Annotated in this window: 18 protein-coding genes; 9 read left to right on the forward strand and 9 right to left on the reverse strand. The window is 61.3% G+C overall.

Annotation, left to right across the window (positions count from 1 at the left end):
- Positions 1 to 434 precede the first annotated feature (434 nt).
- The 5 genes from FYJ68_RS09805 to FYJ68_RS09825 all read left to right on the forward strand — a co-directional run bounded on the left by FYJ68_RS09805 (position 435) and on the right by FYJ68_RS09825 (position 4,519).
- The gene (locus FYJ68_RS09805; RefSeq protein ID WP_195837804.1) at positions 435 to 1,673 is read left to right on the forward strand and encodes a tyrosine-type recombinase/integrase; all 1,239 of its coding nucleotides are present in this window, start codon (positions 435 to 437) and stop codon (positions 1,671 to 1,673) included.
- Positions 1,674 to 1,865: 192 nt separating this feature from the next.
- Complete coding sequence (locus FYJ68_RS09810) at positions 1,866 to 2,399, forward strand: type IV toxin-antitoxin system AbiEi family antitoxin domain-containing protein (protein WP_059055805.1); 534 nt, start codon at positions 1,866 to 1,868, stop codon at positions 2,397 to 2,399.
- On the forward strand, positions 2,392 to 3,216 hold the full coding sequence (locus FYJ68_RS09815; protein ID WP_154436105.1) for a nucleotidyl transferase AbiEii/AbiGii toxin family protein: 825 nt from the start codon (positions 2,392 to 2,394) through the stop codon (positions 3,214 to 3,216). The genes FYJ68_RS09810 and FYJ68_RS09815 overlap by 8 nt, the downstream gene beginning before the upstream one ends.
- A gap of 261 nt (positions 3,217 to 3,477) precedes the next feature.
- Entirely contained in the window at positions 3,478 to 3,693 is a 216-nt protein-coding gene (locus tag FYJ68_RS09820; RefSeq protein WP_059055428.1) for a hypothetical protein, read from the forward strand.
- Positions 3,694 to 4,111: 418 nt separating this feature from the next.
- Positions 4,112 to 4,519 (forward strand): YraN family protein, encoded by a 408-nt coding sequence (locus tag FYJ68_RS09825; protein WP_154436106.1) that lies wholly within the window; start codon positions 4,112 to 4,114, stop codon positions 4,517 to 4,519.
- Positions 4,520 to 4,890: 371 nt separating this feature from the next.
- Here FYJ68_RS09825 and tet(W) read toward each other — a convergent pair whose 3' ends face one another.
- The 7 genes from tet(W) to FYJ68_RS09865 form a co-directional block, all read right to left on the reverse strand.
- Positions 4,891 to 6,810 carry a tetracycline resistance ribosomal protection protein Tet(W) gene (gene tet(W), locus FYJ68_RS09830; RefSeq protein ID WP_154436107.1) on the reverse strand — a complete coding sequence of 640 codons (1,920 nt, stop codon included), beginning with the start codon at positions 6,808 to 6,810 and terminating at the stop codon, positions 4,891 to 4,893.
- A gap of 621 nt (positions 6,811 to 7,431) precedes the next feature.
- Positions 7,432 to 8,031 carry a PHP domain-containing protein gene (locus FYJ68_RS09840; protein WP_154436108.1) on the reverse strand — a complete coding sequence of 200 codons (600 nt, stop codon included), beginning with the start codon at positions 8,029 to 8,031 and terminating at the stop codon, positions 7,432 to 7,434.
- Positions 8,032 to 8,195: 164 nt separating this feature from the next.
- On the reverse strand, positions 8,196 to 11,387 hold the full coding sequence (locus FYJ68_RS09845; RefSeq protein ID WP_326832319.1) for a GIY-YIG nuclease family protein: 3,192 nt from the start codon (positions 11,385 to 11,387) through the stop codon (positions 8,196 to 8,198).
- Positions 11,368 to 12,891 carry an Eco57I restriction-modification methylase domain-containing protein gene (locus tag FYJ68_RS09850; RefSeq protein ID WP_229772188.1) on the reverse strand — a complete coding sequence of 508 codons (1,524 nt, stop codon included), beginning with the start codon at positions 12,889 to 12,891 and terminating at the stop codon, positions 11,368 to 11,370. Before FYJ68_RS09850 ends, FYJ68_RS09845 begins: the two co-directional genes overlap by 20 nt.
- Positions 12,884 to 13,567 carry a GIY-YIG nuclease family protein gene (locus tag FYJ68_RS09855; protein ID WP_229772189.1) on the reverse strand — a complete coding sequence of 228 codons (684 nt, stop codon included), beginning with the start codon at positions 13,565 to 13,567 and terminating at the stop codon, positions 12,884 to 12,886. Before FYJ68_RS09855 ends, FYJ68_RS09850 begins: the two co-directional genes overlap by 8 nt.
- Positions 13,564 to 14,265 carry an SAM-dependent DNA methyltransferase gene (locus FYJ68_RS09860; RefSeq protein WP_195837805.1) on the reverse strand — a complete coding sequence of 234 codons (702 nt, stop codon included), beginning with the start codon at positions 14,263 to 14,265 and terminating at the stop codon, positions 13,564 to 13,566. The genes FYJ68_RS09855 and FYJ68_RS09860 overlap by 4 nt, the downstream gene beginning before the upstream one ends.
- Before the next feature lie 3 nt (positions 14,266 to 14,268).
- Entirely contained in the window at positions 14,269 to 14,472 is a 204-nt protein-coding gene (locus FYJ68_RS09865) for a YlcI/YnfO family protein (protein ID WP_154436110.1), read from the reverse strand.
- Between the two features lie 284 nt (positions 14,473 to 14,756).
- Between FYJ68_RS09865 and FYJ68_RS09870 the strand changes: the two genes are divergently transcribed.
- Genes FYJ68_RS09870 through FYJ68_RS09880 form a run of 3 tightly spaced genes read left to right on the forward strand, consistent with a single transcriptional unit; the run spans position 14,757 to position 16,968 of the window.
- Positions 14,757 to 15,182, forward strand: a complete 426-nt coding sequence (locus FYJ68_RS09870; protein ID WP_154436111.1) for a hypothetical protein — start codon at positions 14,757 to 14,759, stop codon at positions 15,180 to 15,182.
- A 5-nt stretch (positions 15,183 to 15,187) separates the two neighbouring features.
- Positions 15,188 to 16,426, forward strand: a complete 1,239-nt coding sequence (locus tag FYJ68_RS09875; protein ID WP_154436112.1) for a relaxase/mobilization nuclease domain-containing protein — start codon at positions 15,188 to 15,190, stop codon at positions 16,424 to 16,426.
- A complete protein-coding gene (locus tag FYJ68_RS09880; protein ID WP_154436113.1) occupies positions 16,423 to 16,968 on the forward strand; it encodes a hypothetical protein in 546 nt (181 codons plus the stop codon). The genes FYJ68_RS09875 and FYJ68_RS09880 overlap by 4 nt, the downstream gene beginning before the upstream one ends.
- Positions 16,969 to 17,161: 193 nt before the next feature.
- On the opposite strand, the gene FYJ68_RS10315 is transcribed toward FYJ68_RS09880, so the two are convergent.
- A complete protein-coding gene (locus FYJ68_RS10315) occupies positions 17,162 to 17,365 on the reverse strand; it encodes a hypothetical protein (RefSeq protein WP_229772190.1) in 204 nt (67 codons plus the stop codon).
- Here FYJ68_RS10315 and FYJ68_RS09885 point away from each other — a divergent pair.
- Positions 17,364 to 19,784, forward strand: coding sequence for a hypothetical protein (locus tag FYJ68_RS09885; RefSeq protein ID WP_154436120.1), 2,421 nt, complete (start codon positions 17,364 to 17,366; stop codon positions 19,782 to 19,784). The genes FYJ68_RS10315 and FYJ68_RS09885 overlap by 2 nt on opposite strands.
- A 222-nt stretch (positions 19,785 to 20,006) precedes the next feature.
- Here the strand turns inward: FYJ68_RS09885 and FYJ68_RS09890 are convergent, their stop codons facing one another.
- Entirely contained in the window at positions 20,007 to 20,963 is a 957-nt protein-coding gene (locus FYJ68_RS09890) for an ArdC-like ssDNA-binding domain-containing protein (protein ID WP_154436114.1), read from the reverse strand.
- Positions 20,964 to 21,236: the final 273 nt, after the last annotated feature.

Raw genomic sequence — 21,236 nt, forward strand, 5'->3', positions numbered from 1 at the left:
GCAGCCGAAAACGTCGCGCCCGATCTGTCGACCGCGGATTACGGGGCTTCAAAGCACCGACCTTTATGCAAGCCCACCATACCAGCCACCGCTTGCCGATTCGCGTTTTGGTGCAAGAAAGAAAAAGGTCAGAGGCTTAAGCCTCTGACCTGCTGTTTTCTGGTCGGGTGGACTGGATTCGAACCAGCGACCCCTTGACCCCCAGGGCGCAATCCTTGATGAATGTCAATAGACAACAAAGGACATTACTTCCACAAATTGTGCTGTTTAACTGGGCATTTGCCGACCTTGGCGAACATGAGGCGACCACAGCCCCCAACATGTAAAGTCGTCCGCAGTACGCAAATAGTACGCCACGTACTATCCACGTACTACACGTACTACGACTGCCGAGGACAGGCGTTTCAGAGGTTCAATCGTTGATGGAGGGCACGATGCCGAGGAATCTGAGCAACGGGTTCGTCTTCAAGGACGAGAGGTCCGGCCACTGGAGGGCCGCGATCAACTGGCAGGACGAGGACGGCAGGCAGAGGAGGATGACGCGCAGCACCCCCGTCGCCTGCTACCCCGACAGGGTGAGCAGGAAGACCGGGAAGGTCACCAGGGACAATCGCGGGAAGGGCGCCGCCGAGGACTTCCTCAGGGAGTGGCGCGACGAGGAGGTGCGGAAGGACGAGGAGCTCTCCGGCACCGTCTCCTGCGAGACGCCTGTCTACCGCTACGTCCTCGACTACATAGACCTGAAGGAGTCCACCGGCAACATCCTCGCCTCTACGGCTGACGGCTACCGCTGGTACGCGAAGCACCTCCTGGGCACCGAGCTCGGCAAGACCCCCGTGGGGCAGGTCACCGCGCGGCAGATCCAGGAGTTCGAGCGCGACATGGTGCAGGACGGCTACGGCGGAAACACGGTCTCGCACACCCACGTGCTCCTCAAGACCGCCTTCATCAGGGCGCGCAAGCTGGGCGACATACCCTCCAACCCCTTCGACCTCGTCGACGCGCCCAAGAGGCCTACGAAGCCGATAAACTCGCTCGACACACAGAGCGTCCGTCAGCTCAACCAGACGCTGGGAAGCGTCGCCGACCCGTTCTCGACCGCCGTGCTCCTCGCGCTCATGACGGGGATGAGGCAGGGGGAGATATGCGCCCTCAGGTGGCAGGACGTCGACCGCGTGTCCCGCAAGATCCGCGTCTCGCACGCCCTCACGAGGGCGAGCGGCACGTTCGCGCTCTCCACCCCTAAGACGAGGAGCTCGGCCAGGACCATCCCCTACGGCGACGAGCTCGCCCGCGTGCTGGAGGCGAGGGCACGCGCGATGCACGGCGAGCGCGAGTCCATGGGCCTCGACTGGGACGAGGGGCTCTTCGTCGTGGGAAACGCCGTCAACGGCGCCTGGAAGAGCCCGATGGCGCTCGGGCAGGAGTGGAGGGCGTTCGTGAGGGTGGCGAAGCTCGTGGGCTCCCAGGGCGAGGCGCCGCGGTTCCACGACCTCAGGCACACCTTCGCGACGATGGCGATCGGCTCCGGCGTGGACGTGAAGACCGTGAGCGCCATCCTCGGCCACTCCAACGCGGCGATGACCCTCAACGTCTACGCCGACGCGCTCGCAGACAGCAAGAAGGTCAGCATGGACCTCATGGGCAGGATCATGTCCGCGGGGCTCTCGTAGGAACGGGGTGCAGGCGGCACCCATCGAAGCATCGGAAGCGGATTCGGGGCGGAAGCGAGTCCGATTGCCGCGGCGCGTGCGGATGCACACCCTGGGGCGAACGGAACGCCGATGGCGACTTTGGAGGATCGCATTATGGAGTATACGATCGAGGATGTGTCATATGTAGAGTGCTTTCGCTATACTATTGCCATGGCTAAGATAGACGACATATACGGGGCGGCCGACGACTACGGCCTCGTGACGTCCGCGGACGCGAGGGCGCTCGGCGCCTCCGACGCGGAGGTGGTGCAGTACGCGGCGCGCGGCAGGCTCGAGCGCGTGGCCAGGGGCGTCTACCGAGTGCCCGTGTGGCCCTACCAGGAGCAGGCACCCTACGCTATCGCCGTTAGGGCCGCGGGCGAGGGCGCCTACCTCTACGGCGAGTCCGTGGTGGCGCTCCTCGGGCTCTGCCCCACCGACCCGCGCGCAATCCGGGTGGCGACGCCCAGGAGGACCAGGCGCAGCCTCGGCGAGGGCGTGAGGCTCGTCTGGCGGAGGCACCCGGACCGGGTCACGCTGTACGAGGGCATAGCCTGCCAGGAGGCCGCCGACGCGATCCGCGAGGCGGCAAGGACCCTGGGACCCGCCCGCGCCGTCGACGCGGCGCGCGAGGCAGCGCGGATGGGCTACGTCACGCCGGCCGAGCTTGCGGAGATCGAGGGGGAGGTGGGCGCCCATGCCTAAGCGCCCGAACAGCATGAGGCACCTGGACGACGCCATCCGGAGGGCCTCCGGCGGCACCGCCGACGGCTACGTGCGCATGCGCACCCTCGTGGCCAGCGCCATAGTGGCACAGATGCTGCCCGACGGGGTCGTGAAGGGCGGAAGCGCCGTCAGGATGCGCTTCGGGTCCGGGGCCACGCGCTACACTACCGACCTCGACACCGCCACGGCGAGCGACCCGGACGAGTACGCTGCGAGGCTCTCCGATGCGCTCGCCGCCGGATGGGAGGGCTTCACCGGCCGCGTCGTGCGCCGCGAGCCCGCCACGCCACCGGACATCCCCGGCGAGTACGTGATGCGTCCCTTCGACGTGAAGCTCTCCTACCTGGGAAGGCCCTGGTGCACGGTGCCCCTCGAGGTGGGGTTCGACGAGATCGGCGACGCCGAGCGGGCAGACGCGACCAGCCAGGCCGAGGCCTCGGACGCCCTCGGGAGGCTCGGGTTCCCCGCCGTCGGGGACGTGGCCCTCATGGACCTCTGCTACCAGGTTGCCCAGAAGCTCCACGGGCTCACGAGCGGCGGCGACCGCGTGCGCGACCTCGTCGACCTCCAGCTCATCATGGGCAACGCCGACGTGGACCTGGCGCGCACGAGACAGGTCTGCGTGAGGCTCTTCGCCTACCGGAAGGCACAGGAATGGCCGCCCAGGGTCGTCGCCGGAGAGGGCTGGAGCGAGCTCTACGCCGACCAGGCGGATGGGCTCGACGTGTTGCAGGACTTCGCGGAGGCCATCGAGTGGGCCAACGGGCTCGTCGCCCGCATCGATGCCTCACGGTAGCGGGAAGTCGCAAGCGACCCAGTCCTTCAATACCAGTCGCCAGCCCCAGAATGCGAGCACGCCGCCACCGTTAGCACGGCGACGTCCAGACCACGAATCCGATTGACCGCCAATCCCGGCTGGTTAGAATGGAACCAGATGTCAAAACCCGATAGGGTTTTATGTGGCGGGGACGCACGAGCGCCTCCGCCTAATTTTTGCTCGAAGGCATCACTGGCATAGCCACCAAAACACATGGATACGAGACATGGAGTCGGGACGATGAAGTGGATCTATGATTCCGACGGCAACGCGGACCTCGAAGAGGTCGCGTTCGCGGAGAAGGGCATCTCGGCAATCCTGGAGAATGTCGACCTCTCTTCGGCGCCAAGTGACGCTGCGGACGCCGCGATGTGCCTCCTGGGGCGTTTGGTAAGGGAGCTCGCCGAGGCGACCGAGGCGCACTCCCATGCGGGAGGCGGCTTCCCTGCGCGGTAGGGTCATCCTCACCGTGCGGGCCAGGTGCTGCGTGAGTTGCAAGTCGGTCCCCACGATCCTGCGGGAGCGTGGGGACATCGGGCCGGATGTGCCCTTCCGACATCCGCTGCGCCGGGGACATCGTCGGCATCCCCTTTCCTCGCGGTCGTCGAAAGCGCCCGGCCGGCGCGGCAGCGGAGGTCGCCCCCGCGCCGGGTCGGTGCAGAAGTTCGCCGCACTTCCGCGCCAACACCTCCAATCCCTCCCTCGCCCAAGACGCTGGCACAGGGAGCAAGCACCTCTTCCCGCTCCCCGACGGCCCGCGCGACTGGTCGGCGCCGCGCCACGCCCGCAAGGGCGCGCCGCCCCGCCACGCGGGCCTTGCCGCTCGTTGGGCGAGGGAGGGCAAAGGGCCTTCCCACGTCCTAGGGAGGTCACCATGACCGAGAAGACAGAGAGCGCCGCAGCAGTGACCGAGGAGAGTCTCGTCGCCACGTGCGAGGGCGTCGTGAGAGACTACCTCGCCCACAGGGGATACGAAGTCCACGCGGGCGACGGCTGGTCATGCGACTGCGAGGACGCGCCAATCGTGGCCACGGACGGCGACGAGACGGTGCTCATAGCGGTCATCTCCGGCTACGAGGAGGGCTCGGCCAGGATGCCCGAGCTCAGCGTGGGAGCCGCCGAGTTCGCGATAATGAGGCGCGCGTGTCTGCTCTACCTCGCGGACCACGGCGACGTGGACGCGATACGCCACGACGTCGTCTCCATCGTCGTGACGGGAGAGCGCCAGGCGAAGCTCCGCCACCTCATTGGCGCCTGGCAGTGGGCGGAGAGGAAGGATTGACCTAGGACGTCATAACACAGACACCGCTCACGGCAGGAAGGCGACCGTTCGGGGAAACCCGGGCGGTCGTCCCTTTCCTGCCGCCACGGCCGCAGCCAAGCCCTCCCGCGGCCGCCCTCCCCGCCGTCAGGAACACCTAGCGACGGCGGGGAGGTAAAAACAAGAAGTCATGTTTGTATCTCACACTGACCGAAAAGCTAAATGTGCTTCTCAAGTATTGCTTCCATTATCGCGATCCAATCGAGAATTCATTGTTTAATTCGCTTCATGCTCAACTGCCTCGAGGCTCGCAAGCACAGACTGGTATTTACTTTTTTCCATTGTTACCCTCCATAACTTCTGATTGTTGCCGTCTTGACGATTATGTATCTTTACATTACCTTCTGAAACATATGGCGCACCTTGTCCAGGCGGCTGTTTGGACGGCGGGGCTGGATGACCGGCTGACCGACAGCGGCCTGATATCCTTTCAGCTCTGTAAGGCATACGCTCCGCCCGTTGGTGTAAAAGGCCAGATCAGTACGGTATGCCTGTATACAGCGGGCGGGAATCTCGCCAGTAAAGACAACTTCATCCTTTTTTACCTGGGCCGTTTCGATGGTGGCACAGTATTTCGGTGCATCATGATAAGCCCTGGAAAGGTATTCCTGGGGCGCATAGAGGGTGAAGGAGAGATAAGGTTCCAGCAGCTGCGTCCCCGATTCCTTCAATGCCTGTTCCAATACAATCGGGGCCAATGAGCGGAAGTCCGCCGGCGTGCTGACCGGACTGTAATAAAGCCCGTATTCAAAGCAAATCTTACAGTCCGTTACGTTCCAGCCGAACAAGCCCTGCTCCAGCCCGTAACGGATACCATCCCTGACAGCGTTTTGAAAACTCTGGTTCAAGTATCCCAGCGAAACCCGGCTCTCGTATTGTACACCGGAGCCAAGCGGGAGTGGTGTAACAGACAGTCCGATGGATGCCCAAAACGGGTTGGGCGGCACCTCGATATGGATGGTGTGGCTGGCTGCTTTGAGCGGCCGCTCCATATAAATGACGGTGGGTTCCTTTACCACTGTTTCAAGCTTGTATTTTTCCGACAGCAAAGCGGAAACAACCTCCAACTGCACCCGGCCCAAAAAAGAAAGAATGATCTCATGGGTGATGGAATCCACCTCGCAGCGCAAAAGCGGGTCAGTATCCGCAAGTTGCGTAAGAGCGTCCAGCAGCCGTTCTCTTTGCGCTGCCGTTTTCGGCGCAATCGACGTCCGCAGCATGGGGAGGGGGTCCTCACGCCACCTTTTACGAGGGAGCCGGGTTGGGTCCCCTAATACATCGTTTAACCTCACGCTGTCGCTGGGAAGGATAACAATTTCACCCGGATAAGCGGTGTCTGTCCGAACAATTTCCCCTTTGGATGGAATACGCATCTCTGTGATTTTCAGCTTTTCTCTCCCGGCCAGGGCCACCGTATCCCGCAGGCGCAGCGTTCCGCTGTATAGCCGTAGATAGACACGCCGCTGGCCGCAATCTGTATACTCCACCTTGAAAACGCTGCCGCATAGGGCGGCGCTCCCCTGTTCCCCAATCGGTTGGAACAGCCCTGTCACCGCATCCATCAACGGTTGAATGCCAAGGCCCTTTTTGGCGCTGCCATAATAGACCGGGAACAGGGAGGCGTCTTGAACCCGCCGCTGTTCCTCCCGCACAAGTTTTTCCCGGCTGATTGGTTCTCCTGCGATATACTTTTCCAATAATTTATCGTTATTTTCGATGACCGCATCCCATGCTTCTATGTCGGTATTTTCCTCCAGGACTATTTCCGGGGACAGCGACACCGTCTGCTTGATGATAATATCGGCGGAGAGCTTATCCCGAACAGACTGAACCACGCTCTGCAAATCAACGCCAGCCTGGTCGATCTTGTTGATAAAGATAACGGTGGGAATGTTCATTTTCCGCAGGGCATGGAACAGAATACGGGTCTGGGCCTGCACGCCATCTTTAGCGGAGATCACCAAGATGGCCCCATCTAAAACAGCCAAAGAGCGGTACACCTCCGCCAAAAAATCCATGTGGCCGGGCGTATCCACAATGTTGACTTTACATCTGTGCCACTGGAAGGAAGTGACTGCCGCTTGAATGGTAATCCCACGCTGCCGCTCCAAAAACATGGTGTCCGTCCTCGTTGTCCCTTTTTCGACGCTCCCCGGTTCTGAAATGGCTCCGCTGGCATATAGCAGGCTCTCCGTCAAGGTCGTCTTTCCAGCGTCTACATGGGCAAGAATCCCGATATTGATAATGTTCATGTCTATCCTCCATACAAGGCCCGAATGGGCGCAAAAATCCCCAGCGGCTAATACTTTTACCGCTGGGGATCATGACTTCGGACACACAGAAACATACACGACTTACATAAGCCGCGGTCCGTCACGATATTTACTAAAAAGGCAAAAGTATTCTTAAAATTGGGTACAAAAACCAAGCCCCTGCAAGGGGCAATCATTTTTGCGCCCATTATCAAATTTTATTTAAAAATACCTTGCCGCATATTTTTACTCCTTTTCTGGACTTGAATTATTATATCACATCAGTTTTAGGAAAACAAGTATCTAAAAGAAATTTTTCTTCCCCTTATATGTAACAATCATACCGGCTTCCTAACGTTCAGAATGGTTTCTACTGTCTGCTGCGGTGTTTGGTTGGAATTGTCCAGCCAAAAGCCGATCCGTGGTGTTGTCTGCATTTTACTAAATACAAATTCAATGTATACAGAAAGAAATATATAAGGAGTGGGAGGGATTCCGCCGTAGTCGGCATTGTAGGAAAATCCAAAAGTTTAGATTTTCTCAAAATGCTTATCTTTTGGTCTTTGGTTCGGAATAGTGTAGTGCTGGCGGTCTATCTATTGTTTTCGGTTGCTTGCTTCTTTACCGTACATGAGCATTTGGCAGGGAGTTGAAGTACTGGCATGGGTTGTCGAGATAGCTTTTAAGCTTTTCAAAATCCTTTGAATCGGAGAACGAGACGATTGACATCAGTTCGTCACGGTCCATCTGTCGGAGAAAGTCAACGGCGTGGGCTATCTCGCTTTTCCCACTCGACTCCCAGAAACAGAAGAATTGGTCGAGGTATTTATTCATCTCGGCTGACTTCTCCTCGTAGGGCATGGGGTGCCAGTCGTAGTCTATTCCTCGCTTGCCTTGTTTCATTGCATGGGGACTTAACGCAAAGTGAACCCCGTAGGTGACCAAGTTATCGAGAAGGACATTAATGTCGATTGGCGTTTTGCCCTTACCACTCCCGACGTTTCGGTCATCCAGTAGGCGGTTCAACTTCTCAGCTAGAGGTTCAAGCCTACCAATGTCATTAATTGCATCAAAGTAGACAATGAGGTGCTTCGATGCACCGCCTTCTTCCAGATTCACGTCAATTTCTATGCCAGGAAGCAGGGTTATACGGCTGCCGGCATTATAGAATGCACGGTATAGCTCGACACTAATATGGTTGTGGTCAGTGAACGAAATCATGTCAAGGTCTTCATAGCACTCGAGAAGCTCAAGGAGACTACTGACGTATTCTTCGACACTAAGGCTCCTGAGCTTTGGATCCGTGCATGAATAGCACTGGTTAGAGTGAATATGTAAGTCCCATATCTTGCCACACGGGCAAATGCGAGCGTCTTTCATATGCTCTATCCAATCCTCAACAAACCCTGATAGAACGAGCCCGGGAACACGAACCTACGCGATGGCTTCATCTTGTGGTTGTCGCTCTCGAATACCACTTCAATGTTAGAGTCATCCAAGCTGACGACTTGCCCATAACCGAATGCCCTATGGAACACCGTGTCGCCAATATCCAGGTCGTCGAGCTCAGCCTTCGTGACAATGGGAGCAGGCTTGCTGGTGTCGAATGATTCTTCCGGGTAGCCTTTGAGCCACCAGGCGGCGCGGCCGCCCGTCGCCCTCCCCCCGTGGGAGCTGAGCTTGAACCCCACGCCGCTCTCATTGAGCTTCTTTACGAGCGCGGACGCCGTCGCTGAGTCGATGACCCAAAGGCAGCCGTTGCCGTTGCGCTTGTCGAGGTACTCGAGCCCGGCGTCGTCCAGCTCGTCGTCGAGCCAGTCGCGCCTTGCGTCCCCCTCGCCCCTCGGCGTGAAGCTTGCCGACGGCGTGCCACCCTTAGAAGGGGCGGGACCGATCTTGTCCACAGGCTTCGTAGCAGCTGGCGAAGTCGTGTGCTCGCCCGTTGTCCGTGCAGGCTCGGCTGAGGAAGTCCTCGACAGGCCGTTTGGCTCCACCATGGACTCCTGCTGAGCCATCTCCATGTACTCGAAGTCAGAGAGGGTGGTATCGAAGAGGCCGACCCTCTCGCCCTCGTGGCGGTTCACGCCCGCGTAGGTGAGGGAGGAGTCCTCGTAGCGACGGAACTTGTAGACGGCGTCATTCATGAGGGCGTCGTTGAAGACCCCAAGCGACACCAGGAGCTCGAAATCCTTCACGGTCAGGCCGGTGACCTTCTTGAAGAGGCCGGGCTCAAGCTGCGTGATCACGTCCTTGAGCGTCTGCTCTCGGTAGTCCGTGAGGTACATGAAGACCGGGATGCGCGTGGCGAACTTGATGAGCTTCTCCTGAATCTGCTTTCGCTTGCTCTTGAGCTCCTTCTCCTCGGCGGTCATCTCCTTCTTCTCCTTGGACGTGAGACCGTCCTTCTCACGCTTGGCCTTCTTTATGGCCTCCGATCGGTTGATGATCGTCTCGATGTCCTGGTTGAGGTTGCGGAACCCCTCGATGTTCATGAGCGCCTTCAGCGCGTCTTCGTTGCCGAGGATGCGGCGCAGGGTGTCGTTGTCGACGTTAACGAGTAGGGCACTCTCCCAGCGCCGCGCGAGCAGCGTGGCAGAGGTGCCCGCCATGGCGATGTCAAGGATGTCCGCCGCGCTGACGGGGCGCATCGCGCTCCCATCGTACGCGAGCACCGGGAGGAAGTCGATGAACTCGCCGACCTTCTGCTCCGGTCCCTCGTTCTCGTCCACCTTGAGCCGGCAGCTGTAGTCGGACACCATGCGCAGGGACCTGTCGAGAGCGAAGTCGAAGACGTAGCACTCTCTCTTCACTATCTCGGTGTTTCCCGCGTCGTCCTTTATGGTCCAGGGCGACTGAACGCGGAAGGCGGCCTGGAAGTACGTCTCCGGGCTCTTCATGTTCGTCAGCATGAAGATACCCGTCCACGGCTTCACGGTGACGCCCGTCGTGAGCTTTCCGCAGGTGAGGGTGATAGTCTGGGAGTTGAGCGGGTCCTCCATGCTCTCGCGCACCCTGTCGAGCGCCGCCTCCCCCACGCCCGCCTCGGGGCCGGCGCACACGTTGACGGTGTAGTCGTGGAAGAAGACGTTCTGCGGCTCGGCGAGGAGGTTCCTCATGGCGTAGCAGCTGTTGACGCGGGGCAGGTACCAGAGCGTGTGGTTGAGCACGCGGAGCAGTCTCGTGTCGGAATACGGAAGCGCAGGCTTCTCGGCCCCGAGCTTGAGGTCGTCCACGGCCGAGGGCCTGTATGCGCCGCGTATGAGGTCAAGCCACTTCTGGACGGACTCCTTGAGCACGAACTCCGCCCCGGCGCCCTCTCCCCTGGCCTCGAAGAAGGCGTTGAGGTCGAAGCTGTTGTACTCGCCGCCGAGCGCCACCCTGCGGATCTCTTCGGGCATCTGGTAGGTGAGCATGACCATGCGCGGGAGCGACTCGTATGGGTTCGGCACGCCGGGGTGCTCGACCGGCCACGCCTCCTTGGCCTTCTGCTCGTCGGAGTACGTCCAGTTGAAGATCTGCTCCTCGATGAACTCTCCAGAGTTGAGGGCCCGGAAGGGCGTGCCGGAGAGGAAGAGGTAGTAGCGGGTCACGATTGGCAGGTCGCCCTCGTCCATCTCGTTGCCCGTGTTCACGTGGCCCACGCGGGTGTCGACGTCCTCCTGCGTGTCCCGCTCGTCCTCGTCCTCCTGCTCGAAGAGCGTCTTGGAGTTCTCGTTCCACGCGCCGAAGTGGTACTCGTCGAAGACGACGAGGTCCCAGTCCTCCTCGCGGACCCACTCGTGCTGTGGCTTGATGCACCCCGACCGGTCTCGGCCGAGGAAGTCCTGGAAGGAGCCGAAACAGACAATCGGGCGGCTCTTGTCGGCCGCCTCGTACTGCTCGGCGATGTTCGGCCTGCCCGGCTCCTTGGGCCTGCTGATGAACTGCCATCCCTCGAAGTCGACGTGCGTGGTGAGGTCCTCCTCCCACGCCGCCTGCACCGCCGGCTTGAAGGTCAGCACGAGCACGCGACTGAACCCCATGTCCTTGGCGAGCTCGTAGGTGGCGAACGTCTTCCCGAAGCGCATCTTGGCGTTCCAGAGGAACTTGGGCGTGCGCGTGCCGCCCTCGCGCTCGATGGAGCGGAAGTACTCCTCGGTCTTTTGAACCGCAGCCGCCTGCTCGGGCCGCATCACGAAGTCGCGCGTGCGCCTCTCGACGTTCTCCGCTCGGTCGCGCACGGCGATGTATGCCGCCCTCACGTCGTCGACGGTGCAGCGGAACCACTCCGTCTTCTTGCCGTCACGGTCCTTCAACCGGCGGAAGCCGTTCGCCTCGAGGTTCGCGTGAACGTCATGGTCCATGAACGTTGTGCCGTCGGTGCGCATGGCAGGCTCGACGAACACGACCTCGTAGGGCTTCTCGCCGGGCTTGAGCGTCGGGTAGTGCTCGCGCATGCGTTCGTCTATGGTGCGTGAGGTATAGCCGACCTTGAGCAGGCCCTTTAGCTCAGAGTTCTTAGGCTCGCAGTAGGCGTAGATGATGGGTTGGGCATCTGGACGCGATGGGAAGAAGTCACTAATTGGCACCTGAATCACCAACCTGGAGAATTGGCTTCATCTTGGCTTCTATTTCATTAATGGAAGCTTCATCAAGCCCAAAGTATGTATACAGATCAGAGTCCACGGGCTTCTTGGAAAGGTCTACAACGGGAAGAAACATGAAGCAGCTCTTTGAGATATTCTGCGTCGGAGTGGCCTGCCAAATGAGATATCTAGCAAACTTCGTGCGAAGGTAATCCGCCAGGTTCTCTGCCTCCCGTTGGGAGTCAAATGCATCTACTACGAGATATGTCTCGCTGCAAACCGTTCGCGGAGGAAGAACTTCGATGACAGTTAGCATCTTACGTTGACCATTCTTATCGGATTGCCCTGCGTGCTCGGCTGCCGCCTTCGACACAATGACCTTCCACTGATCGACCATCTCAAGCCCACTCGTTACTTCGCAAGAACTAACAGTGGTCAATCCTCCGCGATATCTAAGCTTAAGATCCCCCTTATGAGATTCGCTTCCCGCCCCAATGCCAAATGGTTTACGGGACCGGACAATCCCATCGTAATAACTGCTTGCCCTTTGTTGAATAGTTCTGATTACATGAATTGCTTTGTCCGAGGCAATGTAAATGGAATACTCGTCAAGCTTGCGCTGCGAGGTCATCATTTCGCCGTTCTCAATGAATGTAGATTCGCACAAACCCTCGTAATCCCTTTGCCAGAGGAAGTATGAAACTCCCCCAGCAATGTCGACTCCCTGAAAGCAATCTCTCGAATCGCTGTAGGTAACCATTTCCTTAATTCGATGGTCATGAAGCATAGTGTCTCGGAAGCTGTCAAGGCCCTTTCCACCCGACTGCCATTTGGCTGGAATAATCATGCAGAGGTACCGAGGGTTTAGCTTCTTAGCTTGATTTATGAAGTGATGGTATATCGGCATTGCGCTACTACCGTTACCGCCACCATCGTTCATCTGATATGGAGGGTTACCGATGATGACGTCGAATTTCACTTTGAATACCTCTTCAGGGTTAGTTAGATGTATGAACTCATAGGCGTATGACTCCATGCCTTCTTTGCGGTCATATACCGACTTAGGCACTCCACAGTACTTGCAACGGCCACCTTCCCATGTATGGCCAAGTTGTCGATAGTCGATTCGACCCTGAGGCTCTACAAATTGCACGACAGAGTACCTACTGTTGGGGTACTTGGAGCAGTACAGACTTCGCCTCGAGAGCAGGCTCGTGAGCTCGGTGATGGCGATCCCAAAAATCTGCTTCTTGTAGATGTGCTCCAACCGTTCCTGCAGGTCGGGGTACTCGCTCTCAAGTCCTTTAATAAGCCGCTTGGCTATCTCGCGCAGGAACACGCCCGACTTGCACGCAGGGTCCAGAAACGTCGCGTTGGGATCCTTCCATATTTCTTGCGGTAGCAGATCGAGCATCTTGTTAGCAAGTTCGGGCGGGGTGAACACCTCGTCGTTGCTTAGATTTGCGATGCAGCTCAGCACATCCGGGTTGTAAGTGGTCTCGAACAGGCTACTCATGCTCCGTCTCCATCCTTATACGGCGGTCAGAAAGAAGCTCACCGTCGTAGCTGAAGAACCTGGGACCCTGCAACGAACTCGCTCCGGAGAACTTCTCCGCAAGGCCAGAGAGGGTCGAAGTAACCTCCTCGCCAGTGGACTTCTCTAGATAAACCACGTGCTTGTCATCCAAAACGCGCGCATTCTTGGTAGTGTCACTCGCATATGTCACGACATCGCCAGGCTTGAGCCCGACCATGGAGAACCTGAACGGTGCTCGGCGTGCCGGGTGCTCGCGTGCCTCCGTCGCCCGCTGCTCCTCCTCTGCCTGTTCACCGGTGGGAGTTACACGATGAAGGCGGTCTTCCGTGCCAGAGATGCGGGCTATCGCTTCGAGGATGCTGTAGGCATCCTCCGCCGACATCTCGAAGAACTCCTTCGTCCTCTTCTGGCCGTTGAACGTCTCCACTGTTCGGAGGTCGGGGTTGAGACGGTCTATGAGCTCGTGTAGAACCTTGTCTGTCAGCCTGTGGTCGGTATCGTAGGTCGCGTACGCCCTGAACGCATATGGCAGGGTCTCGGAGCGGTTTAGTTGGCGGAGCCGCTTTTCCAGGTCGTTCGCATACCCGATCTTCACGTATTGCGGGAAAGAGGGGTTGGTGAGGATGTAGATTACTCCCGACTTCTTCATGCTCATTTTGCATCGCCTATCTCGTAGAGGCTAGCAAGCGGGAATTCGCGTATTGGCTTCGGAATGAAGGACTTCGTCTCCTCGTCGTACTCCCAATCGACTGCCGGAGTGTTGTCGGCCGCGAAGAGCGATCTGGTTTGTCCCTTGTCGACGTTGCCCTCCAGCATCTCGTCGAGACGGAAGTCGCGGCGCTTCACCTTGTCGCCCAAGACGACGGACCACTCGGAGAAGACGATTGGCTCGTCGGTGTCTTGACCATGCTCGTTCACTGCCTTGAGGCTGAGGGCGTTGCCGTTGAGGATGTTCCGCTCGAGCACGAACGCGATGGCATCGAGGAAAGTCTGGTTCCCGCCGCCCTTGGACACCCGCGCGTAGCGCCCCTCCACGATCCCAAACAACCTCTTGCGGCATGCCATCGTGTTGTCGCGGAGGAGCTCTACGCCGTAGATGCTGCCTACGGCTATGAATGCATATTTCTCCCACTCTGGGAGTGACCTGCGGTATCGAGAGTCAACCACATCCAGCTTCCGCCTCAGCACCTCTGAGAGGAAGTTGCCGTCGCCGCATGCGGGCTCGAGGAACCTAGAGTCGATGCGTTCGGTCTCCTGCCTCACCATGTCCAGCATGGCGTTAACCTCTCGCTCGTTCGTGAACACCTCGCCATGCTCCTGAACGCGCTTCCTTGACTTTACCTGTCCTGACACCCTCTAGTCCCCCTCGGAGAGTTCGTTGATGATGCACGAGCGGACGAACGCGGAGAAGCTGACACCCCTGAGGCGAGCGGCCTCCGCCGCTGCATCCTTGAGGTTCCTTGGCACCCTGAGCGTTATCGGCGTAGGCTCGCCTTCGGAGAGGTAGTCCATCACCTGGGAGGATGTGGCACCGGAATCGACGAGCTCGGAGTACTTCATGGCTCACCCCTCGCAATTAGCGTGCAAAATGCAATAAATGTAACTACATTCTAGCAGGTTGCTTACAACCGCAAACAAGCTTCTCTCGACTACAGCAAGTAGCCCATCCTGTACACCCACGGTGGCCAGGATGGACGCCGCGGACGGAGCGGACAGGGTGGCCACGTGAGCTGCCCCGATGGCTCAGACTTTCGTCTGTGCCCCGGGGGACGCCTCCGCGGCCGAACCGTCCGAACGTCTTTTCGCTCTGCGGGGGATGCCCCGCGCCCCTGGGGGTGACCGACTTGAGCCGTGACGCCATGCCGAGGCGCCTTAACGTCCGGATCTCCGATGGCGAGCTCGAGGCCCTGGACCGGGCGTCCGCCGAGATGGGCTGCTCCAGGAGCCAGGTGGTGAGGCTACTGGTCCACTGTCTCGCGGACGGCGGGACGCGCATGGGGGCGGGCACCGTCGCCTTCGACTACGAGACCTCCCACGGCATCGTGCGCAACCTGCGCTCCATAGGCACGCTCTACAACCAGTCCGTGGCGGCGCTCAACACGATTGCGAAGGTCGCACGCGAGTCCCCGGACGAGGTGACGGCCGAGGACGCGCTTGAGGTCCTCAGGGTTGTGGACGCCGAGATGACCTACGTGGCGGACTCGCTCGGGTGCCTTCGCGAGGATGTGGCGAGGCTCTCCGACAGGCCGACCGTCTTCCTCTGGAGCTGACCGGCGTGCCGGCGATCAAGGCCATATCGGGGCACACGGGGCTCGCCGCCGCGAGGAGGTACCTCGAGCGGGACGGGAGGGCGCTCGCCAGGGACCTCCTGCACTTCTCGCGGATGGACGAGTCTGCGCGCCAGGCGGGGCTCCCCGAGGATCGCTTCGACTGGGACGCGGCCATGGACGAGACGAGACGTGCCAACGGCAACGACGCCCCGTACCGCGAGAGGCCCGCCAGGACCTACAAGCACTACGTGCTCTCCCCCGACCCGCGCGACGGAGTCTCGCTCGCGGACCTTAGGGGGCTCGCCGTGCGCTGGGCCGAGGAGAGCTTCCCGGACTTCCAGGTGGCCATCGTCTACCACGACGACAACGATGGCCACGTCCCCCACGCGCACGTGATCGTGAACAACACGAACCTCGCCACCGGGAACAGGCTCCGCGACCCCGACCCAGGCCTCCTGAACGGGCGGCTGCAGGCGATCGCGCGGGACATGGGGCTCTCGCACTTCGAGGGCAGGATCGACGCGCGGCACCCGGACACGCGCAAGCGAGGCTCGAGGGAAAACTACCAGCGGGTCCACGTCGGGCGCGCCGAGGCGGAGCTCTCGTCCAGGGGTGCGTACTCCTGGGTCGCCGACATCAGGTCGAGGGTGGACGTCGCCGTCGCCTCCTCGAGGACCGAGGGGGAGCTGCTCGGCAGGCTCTCGCGCCTGGGAGTGGAGGCGAGCGTTCGCGGCGACGGGAGGGACTGGACCTTCTGCCTCGCAGACCAGCCCGCCAGGAGGGTGAGCGGGACGAGGCTCGGCACCGACTACCAGCGAGAGAACGTGCTCACGAGGCTCGCCGCCCGACGTGGGGAGGCGCTGCTGCCGGACGGCTCCGTCATGGGCGTCGAGGAGGCCGCGCGCCGCGCGATCGAGCTCAGGGACTTCTCCGAGCTCAGGGGGCTCTCCTCCGCCGTCGCCGTGATCGAGGAGACGCGCGCACGCTCCGTCGAGGAGCTCGCGGCCGCGGCCGGGCGATGCGGAGACCCCGGGGAGAGGGAGCGCATCGACGCGGCGATCGCGCTGGCAAGGAGGCACGGCATGCTGCCGGAGAGGCAGGAGGCCGCGGGGCGCGGCGGTCGCGTACGTCGGGACGCCTCGCGCGGCGGGTGCCGCCGCGACGCGAGGCGCTGCGACGAGCCCATCGGAAGGCGGCAGCCAGACCGCGGAGACGACAGCCGGACGAACGGGAGGGAGAGATGAGGGTCACGGTGTCGTTCGCCGACGGGCGGGTCGAGGAGTTCGACTCAGACCGGCTCACGCGCCCCAACCCATTCCCGGGGAGGAGCGTCCTCTCGGACCTCGTCCTCAGCCTTGGGGAAGACGGAATGTGGATCGAGCTCGACTACTACGACTCGCAGGGCGTAGCCGAGGGCGGGGCGCTCAGGAGGCGCCGCGGCTGGAGGGCGCAGCTCGCGACGGCAGAGGAGCTGGCAGCGGCGTCCAGGGTGGACGTCGACGGCGCCACGAGGTGGATGAGGGTGGGCGACGGCCTCGTGAACGTCTCGAGGCTCGAGGACGTCCGCGCCTCGCTTGACGACGGGCCGTCCGACCTGCCGGCCCTTGCCGCCTGGGCGTACCGCACGGGCCTCTCCATCCCCGAGGTGGTGGGCGACGACCCGCGCGACGCGGCCGGCAGGGTCTGTGCCTGGGCCGGCGTGCCGACCGAGAGCCTCGAATTCATGTCGCGCGTGCGTGCTACCGTCACGCCAACGTCGGACTCGGCATTCGGAGGTGCGTCATGAGACGGTTCTTCTCGACCCTGGGCAGGATCACGCTCGCCGTCCTGAGGGGGTTCCTGCGCGTCCTCCTCTGGGCGGTAAGACTCGCACTGCGAGCCGTGTTCTGATGAGCGCTTCCGCCACGGCACTAAATCGTAGGCCGATTCCCACACGTTGTTGGTAGCACCTACGCCAAGGAGTCTAATGAGACCTCGACTCAATCGCTCACCGCATCGATTCTGCCGCGGGCGAAAGGATCCTTGACCTCTTCCGTCGGGTGATAGTCTGATATCAGAAATACAGCTGCCATATCGCTCGTCTCCGAACGATCTCCCATCTTTGGAGAAGGCGCTGCAATGAGTTCGGCAATGCCGACCACTGCCATGTTAGCCATGCACTTCGAAAGGCGGATCTTGGCCATGAGTGGCGAATCAACCGAGCTGGCAACCGACGGTGTCAGCCCACTCGTCCAGTACGACATCTCCTTCCAGAAGCGCACCCCCCTTCTGGGCACCCCCTCGCTCACCCTTGGCGATGAGGCGTCACGGGGCAAAGAGACCTCCGCGGACATCCACGAGACGCTCGAAGATGAGGTCGATTGGGATCCAAGCGTGGACAAGGCCGACAGGCTTGACTACCTCGTTGCTGCCGCTAGCGGCGTTGTCTCTGGACTCATCGATACGTTGTGGGTCGGCGAGTTCTCGCTCGACCGCGCGGGTAGCTGGGGAGAGGACAAGGTCGAGCGCTTCGTCATCAGCGTGGCAAGGAGCGAGGGGTACAACGGGGACGACCTCGCCGGGGCCATCAGGAAGCTGGAGAAGAACCATCCTTTCGCTGCTGACGGCAACGCGAATGACTTCGGCGGCGGTCTGCAGCACCACCTCAGGGACTTCTCTCACCACTTCGGTATCGACGGACTATTCTTCTCGATGTTCACCCAGTTCACCGGGCTCGTGGTGGGTACGGACGTGTCTGGCGCCCTGAGAGTCGCGCCCGTGCCAGAGTCACACAGGCCCCTCATCGGAAAGAACCTCCAGGAGAAGCTCGCCTTCGGGACGATCGGCTGGTTCTTCCATATGGTGAGCGACATGGCCGGCTCAGGCGGCTCGCTCATGGGCGGCACCGGCATCCCGGGACCCATCGTTTCCCTCATAAAGGATGTTTCTGCCCTTCCCTTCTTCAGGGAGGCAACCGCGGAGGAGCCTGGCCTACGCCTCTGGGTGAGCAGGCTGTTCAACGGGACCCTGCTCGCGGACCATGACGAAAACGGGAGGATCGTGAAGGGGACCGCTCGCAAGTTCGACCTTCGTACGGAGATCGGCATGCTGGAGGAGGCAGGCAGGCAGGCCCTTCCCGTTCTAGTCAACCAGTGCGTCGTGCGGGGATTCTACTTCTGCCGCAGAGCGGCAAGGGAAATCAGAGACTTGGATATCCATGGGGTTGCTGATCTCGGTCGCATCGCCCCCGAGGACATCCTACCCTGGGGCACCCCCGCGATGCGCCGCATGGTCACTGTGTCGAGCGGCATCTTCGTCGGCGTCGACATCGCGGATGCGGCCGTACGCTCCATCGCAAGCAGGGATCCCGTCAAGTTCTTCCTGCGGGTCAACTACGTCGGCATTGCGACGTTCACCGTCGCATGCGTGGTAGACGTTCGCGCCATGCTAGAGAACGAGTCTTCGACCTCCGGAGAAGGCCCGGAAGAGACATACGAGCGCGGTCTCGCGGACCTAGGATGTCTCAAGCTGGACTTCATGCAGGCCCGAATTCTCCACTCGATAGAGCATGCGATAGTGGCCTACGACATAGCTGCGGAGAAGCATCCGAAGCGTGCAGCAGTGAAGAGGGCATGGCTAAAGGAGTGGAGCAAGCAGGTCGTCGATGCGGTGAACCTTGTCTGGGCAGCGGACGCTGGATACTTCTTCCCAGACGATGCGCTATACGCGAAAATCGAATCGCGCCTCGGTGACGGGGAGGACGCTTCATGGCTATGGCTCGTCGCAATGGAGGCGGGACGCTTCAGGCCATACGGGCCGCTGCATGCCAACAACGACGGTGATTACAAGGGGCTCAAACCGTGCTCGGACTACCTAAACGATGTGTTCTGCATTCGCCAGGACGTAATAGGAACCAAGGAACTCGCTGACCTTGGGCACGCAGTGGACGGTGCGAAGGCCAGACTAGATGGGTCCAGAGGAAGACTTGTTGCGGGTGTCGCCTGCACCGCAATCATCGTGGTTGCTACCGGCGGCCTTGCCGCCTACTTTGCCCCGGCCATTGCTCCAACCCTCGCCGCCGCGCTCGGACTTGAGGCTTCCGCCCTGCACGGAGCGGCGCTCGCGAGCGCAAGCCTTGCATTCCTCGGCGGCGGAGCGATTGCCGCAGGTGGCGCCGGGATGACGGGTGGAACGATGCTCATCGCCGGCGGAGGCGCTCTTTTGGGTGCGGCCGGGGGCACGGGCCTGACCGCGGCGGCCTCGCTGGCACTTGCTACCGACGGGAGATATGTCCTGGAGGAGTGCTCGAAGCTTGAGGCATTTTGCCAGACAGTTCTCCTCGACCGCAATGATGACGTGCGCTCAGTGTCCTCCATCTATGCAAGCCTTTGCAGAAGGATTGTCGAACTCGAGGCTGAGTCGGAGTCAGTCAGGCTCGCCATACCTGGCGAAGGGAACTGCCCGCATGGGAAAGACGGCACCGAAGAAGGCATGTCCGCTAAGGACATGTTCGAGGCAATCAACCGAACGATCAAAGTGATGAGCAAGTGCCGGAATGACCTCGCTGCTGCCCTGCGGGAGACGAATCAAGAGTTTTCTCTGCTCCCGTGGCCAACGCGATGAGCCCATGCCTGACGCCGCGAGCCCGTAGGGCTACTCTGCCCCCGCATGTGTCTTTGATAATCTGAACGCAACACGTCTGCCTGCCGTATTCCTACTTGGTCCTCATGTCCTCCGGTGTTATGCCCTCCGCTGCGATCAGGGAGGCGGCCTCCCTCGCGCTTCCCGCCCTCTCGGAGAGCGGCCTCTCGTCCCTCGAGCGCGAGCGGGCCCGCTCCGCCCGCGTCACCTCGTACCTGCCGATGACGAGGTCGGACGCGCGCGACGCCTCCGAGGCCGCCCTCGCGAGGGCGGATGGGTCGTCCCTGATCTCGTCCAGCCAGGACCTGAGGTACGCCGCGTGGTTCTGGGTCCAGGTCTGCACCGACCCCCCCTCGCGACCGCGGACATGTCGAGCCCCGCGTCCGCAGCGGAGAAGGCGCTCCCGAGCTCCGCGACCAGCTCCTCGAACGCATAGGACTCTTGGTCGCTCGGAAGCGGCCTGCCGAGCTCACCCGCGGTCGAGTGGCACATCTCGTGCATCAGCGTCCTGCAGAAGCCCTCGGCGGACTCGAACTGGCCGCGGAGCGGCATGGTGATCGCGTCCTCGGCCGGGGCGTAGAAGGCGTCGTCGCTCCTCGTCTCCCGCACGGGGCACCTCGACGACGCGATGAGGTCGTCTGCCACCCTCCAGGGTTCCGTCCCCGGATCCGCCGCGCGAGGCTCCATGACGGGCGGGACGCCCTCCACCTGGCTCGCGTTGAAGACCCAGGCGCCCCTCCCCCTCAGGAATCTGTCCCCGCAGACGTCGTCCTCCGAGATCCTCCCCGCGGCGACGAGCTCCCGCGCCCTCTGTACCGTGACGACCGACTGCCTTCCCGCGCGCATGATCGGCACGTACCAGCTCCAGAACTCCACCGTGGCCTGCGCCCTCTCGCCGCGTCGCACGTGCCAGCCGGCGTCCCGCGCCTGGTTGTACGTGACCCACCTGGGGTCCTCGAATCCGCATCGTGCGGACGCGGCCGCGAGGGAGAGCCTGTTGACGCCCCTGTACCGGGCGCCGGTCGCGGCGTTCCTCGCTGACCAGCACCTCTCCCACCCCGCGTACCACGAGAGCCCGTCCTCCTCCATGGCGCTCGCGAGCGACTCCACGAGCCTCGCCCGCCCCTCGGTGAGCGTGTCCCTGCCCTTCTCAGCGCGCATGCCTTCCTCCCTGTAGAAGATGGGGCGACCCGTCCGGGCCGCCCCGCTATCTTTGCCGCTACTCCTCGCGATCGTCCGCGGTCCCGGCCGCCCTGCAGAGCGCGAATGCCGCGACTGCCGTGGCGCCGGAGAGCGCGCCGAGGAGGTGTTGAAGTCAAGATAGATTTCACCAGACTAGACAGCGAACCGCCCCCATCCGCACCAACGTACATTCGCCAGTCCCGTCACCGCGGGGCGCCGGAATCGGCGACCACTGCCGGCGAGGCCCTGTCC

The organism is Olsenella porci (assembly GCF_009695875.1).
Taxonomy (GTDB): Bacteria; Actinomycetota; Coriobacteriia; order Coriobacteriales; family Atopobiaceae; genus Olsenella_H; species Olsenella_H porci.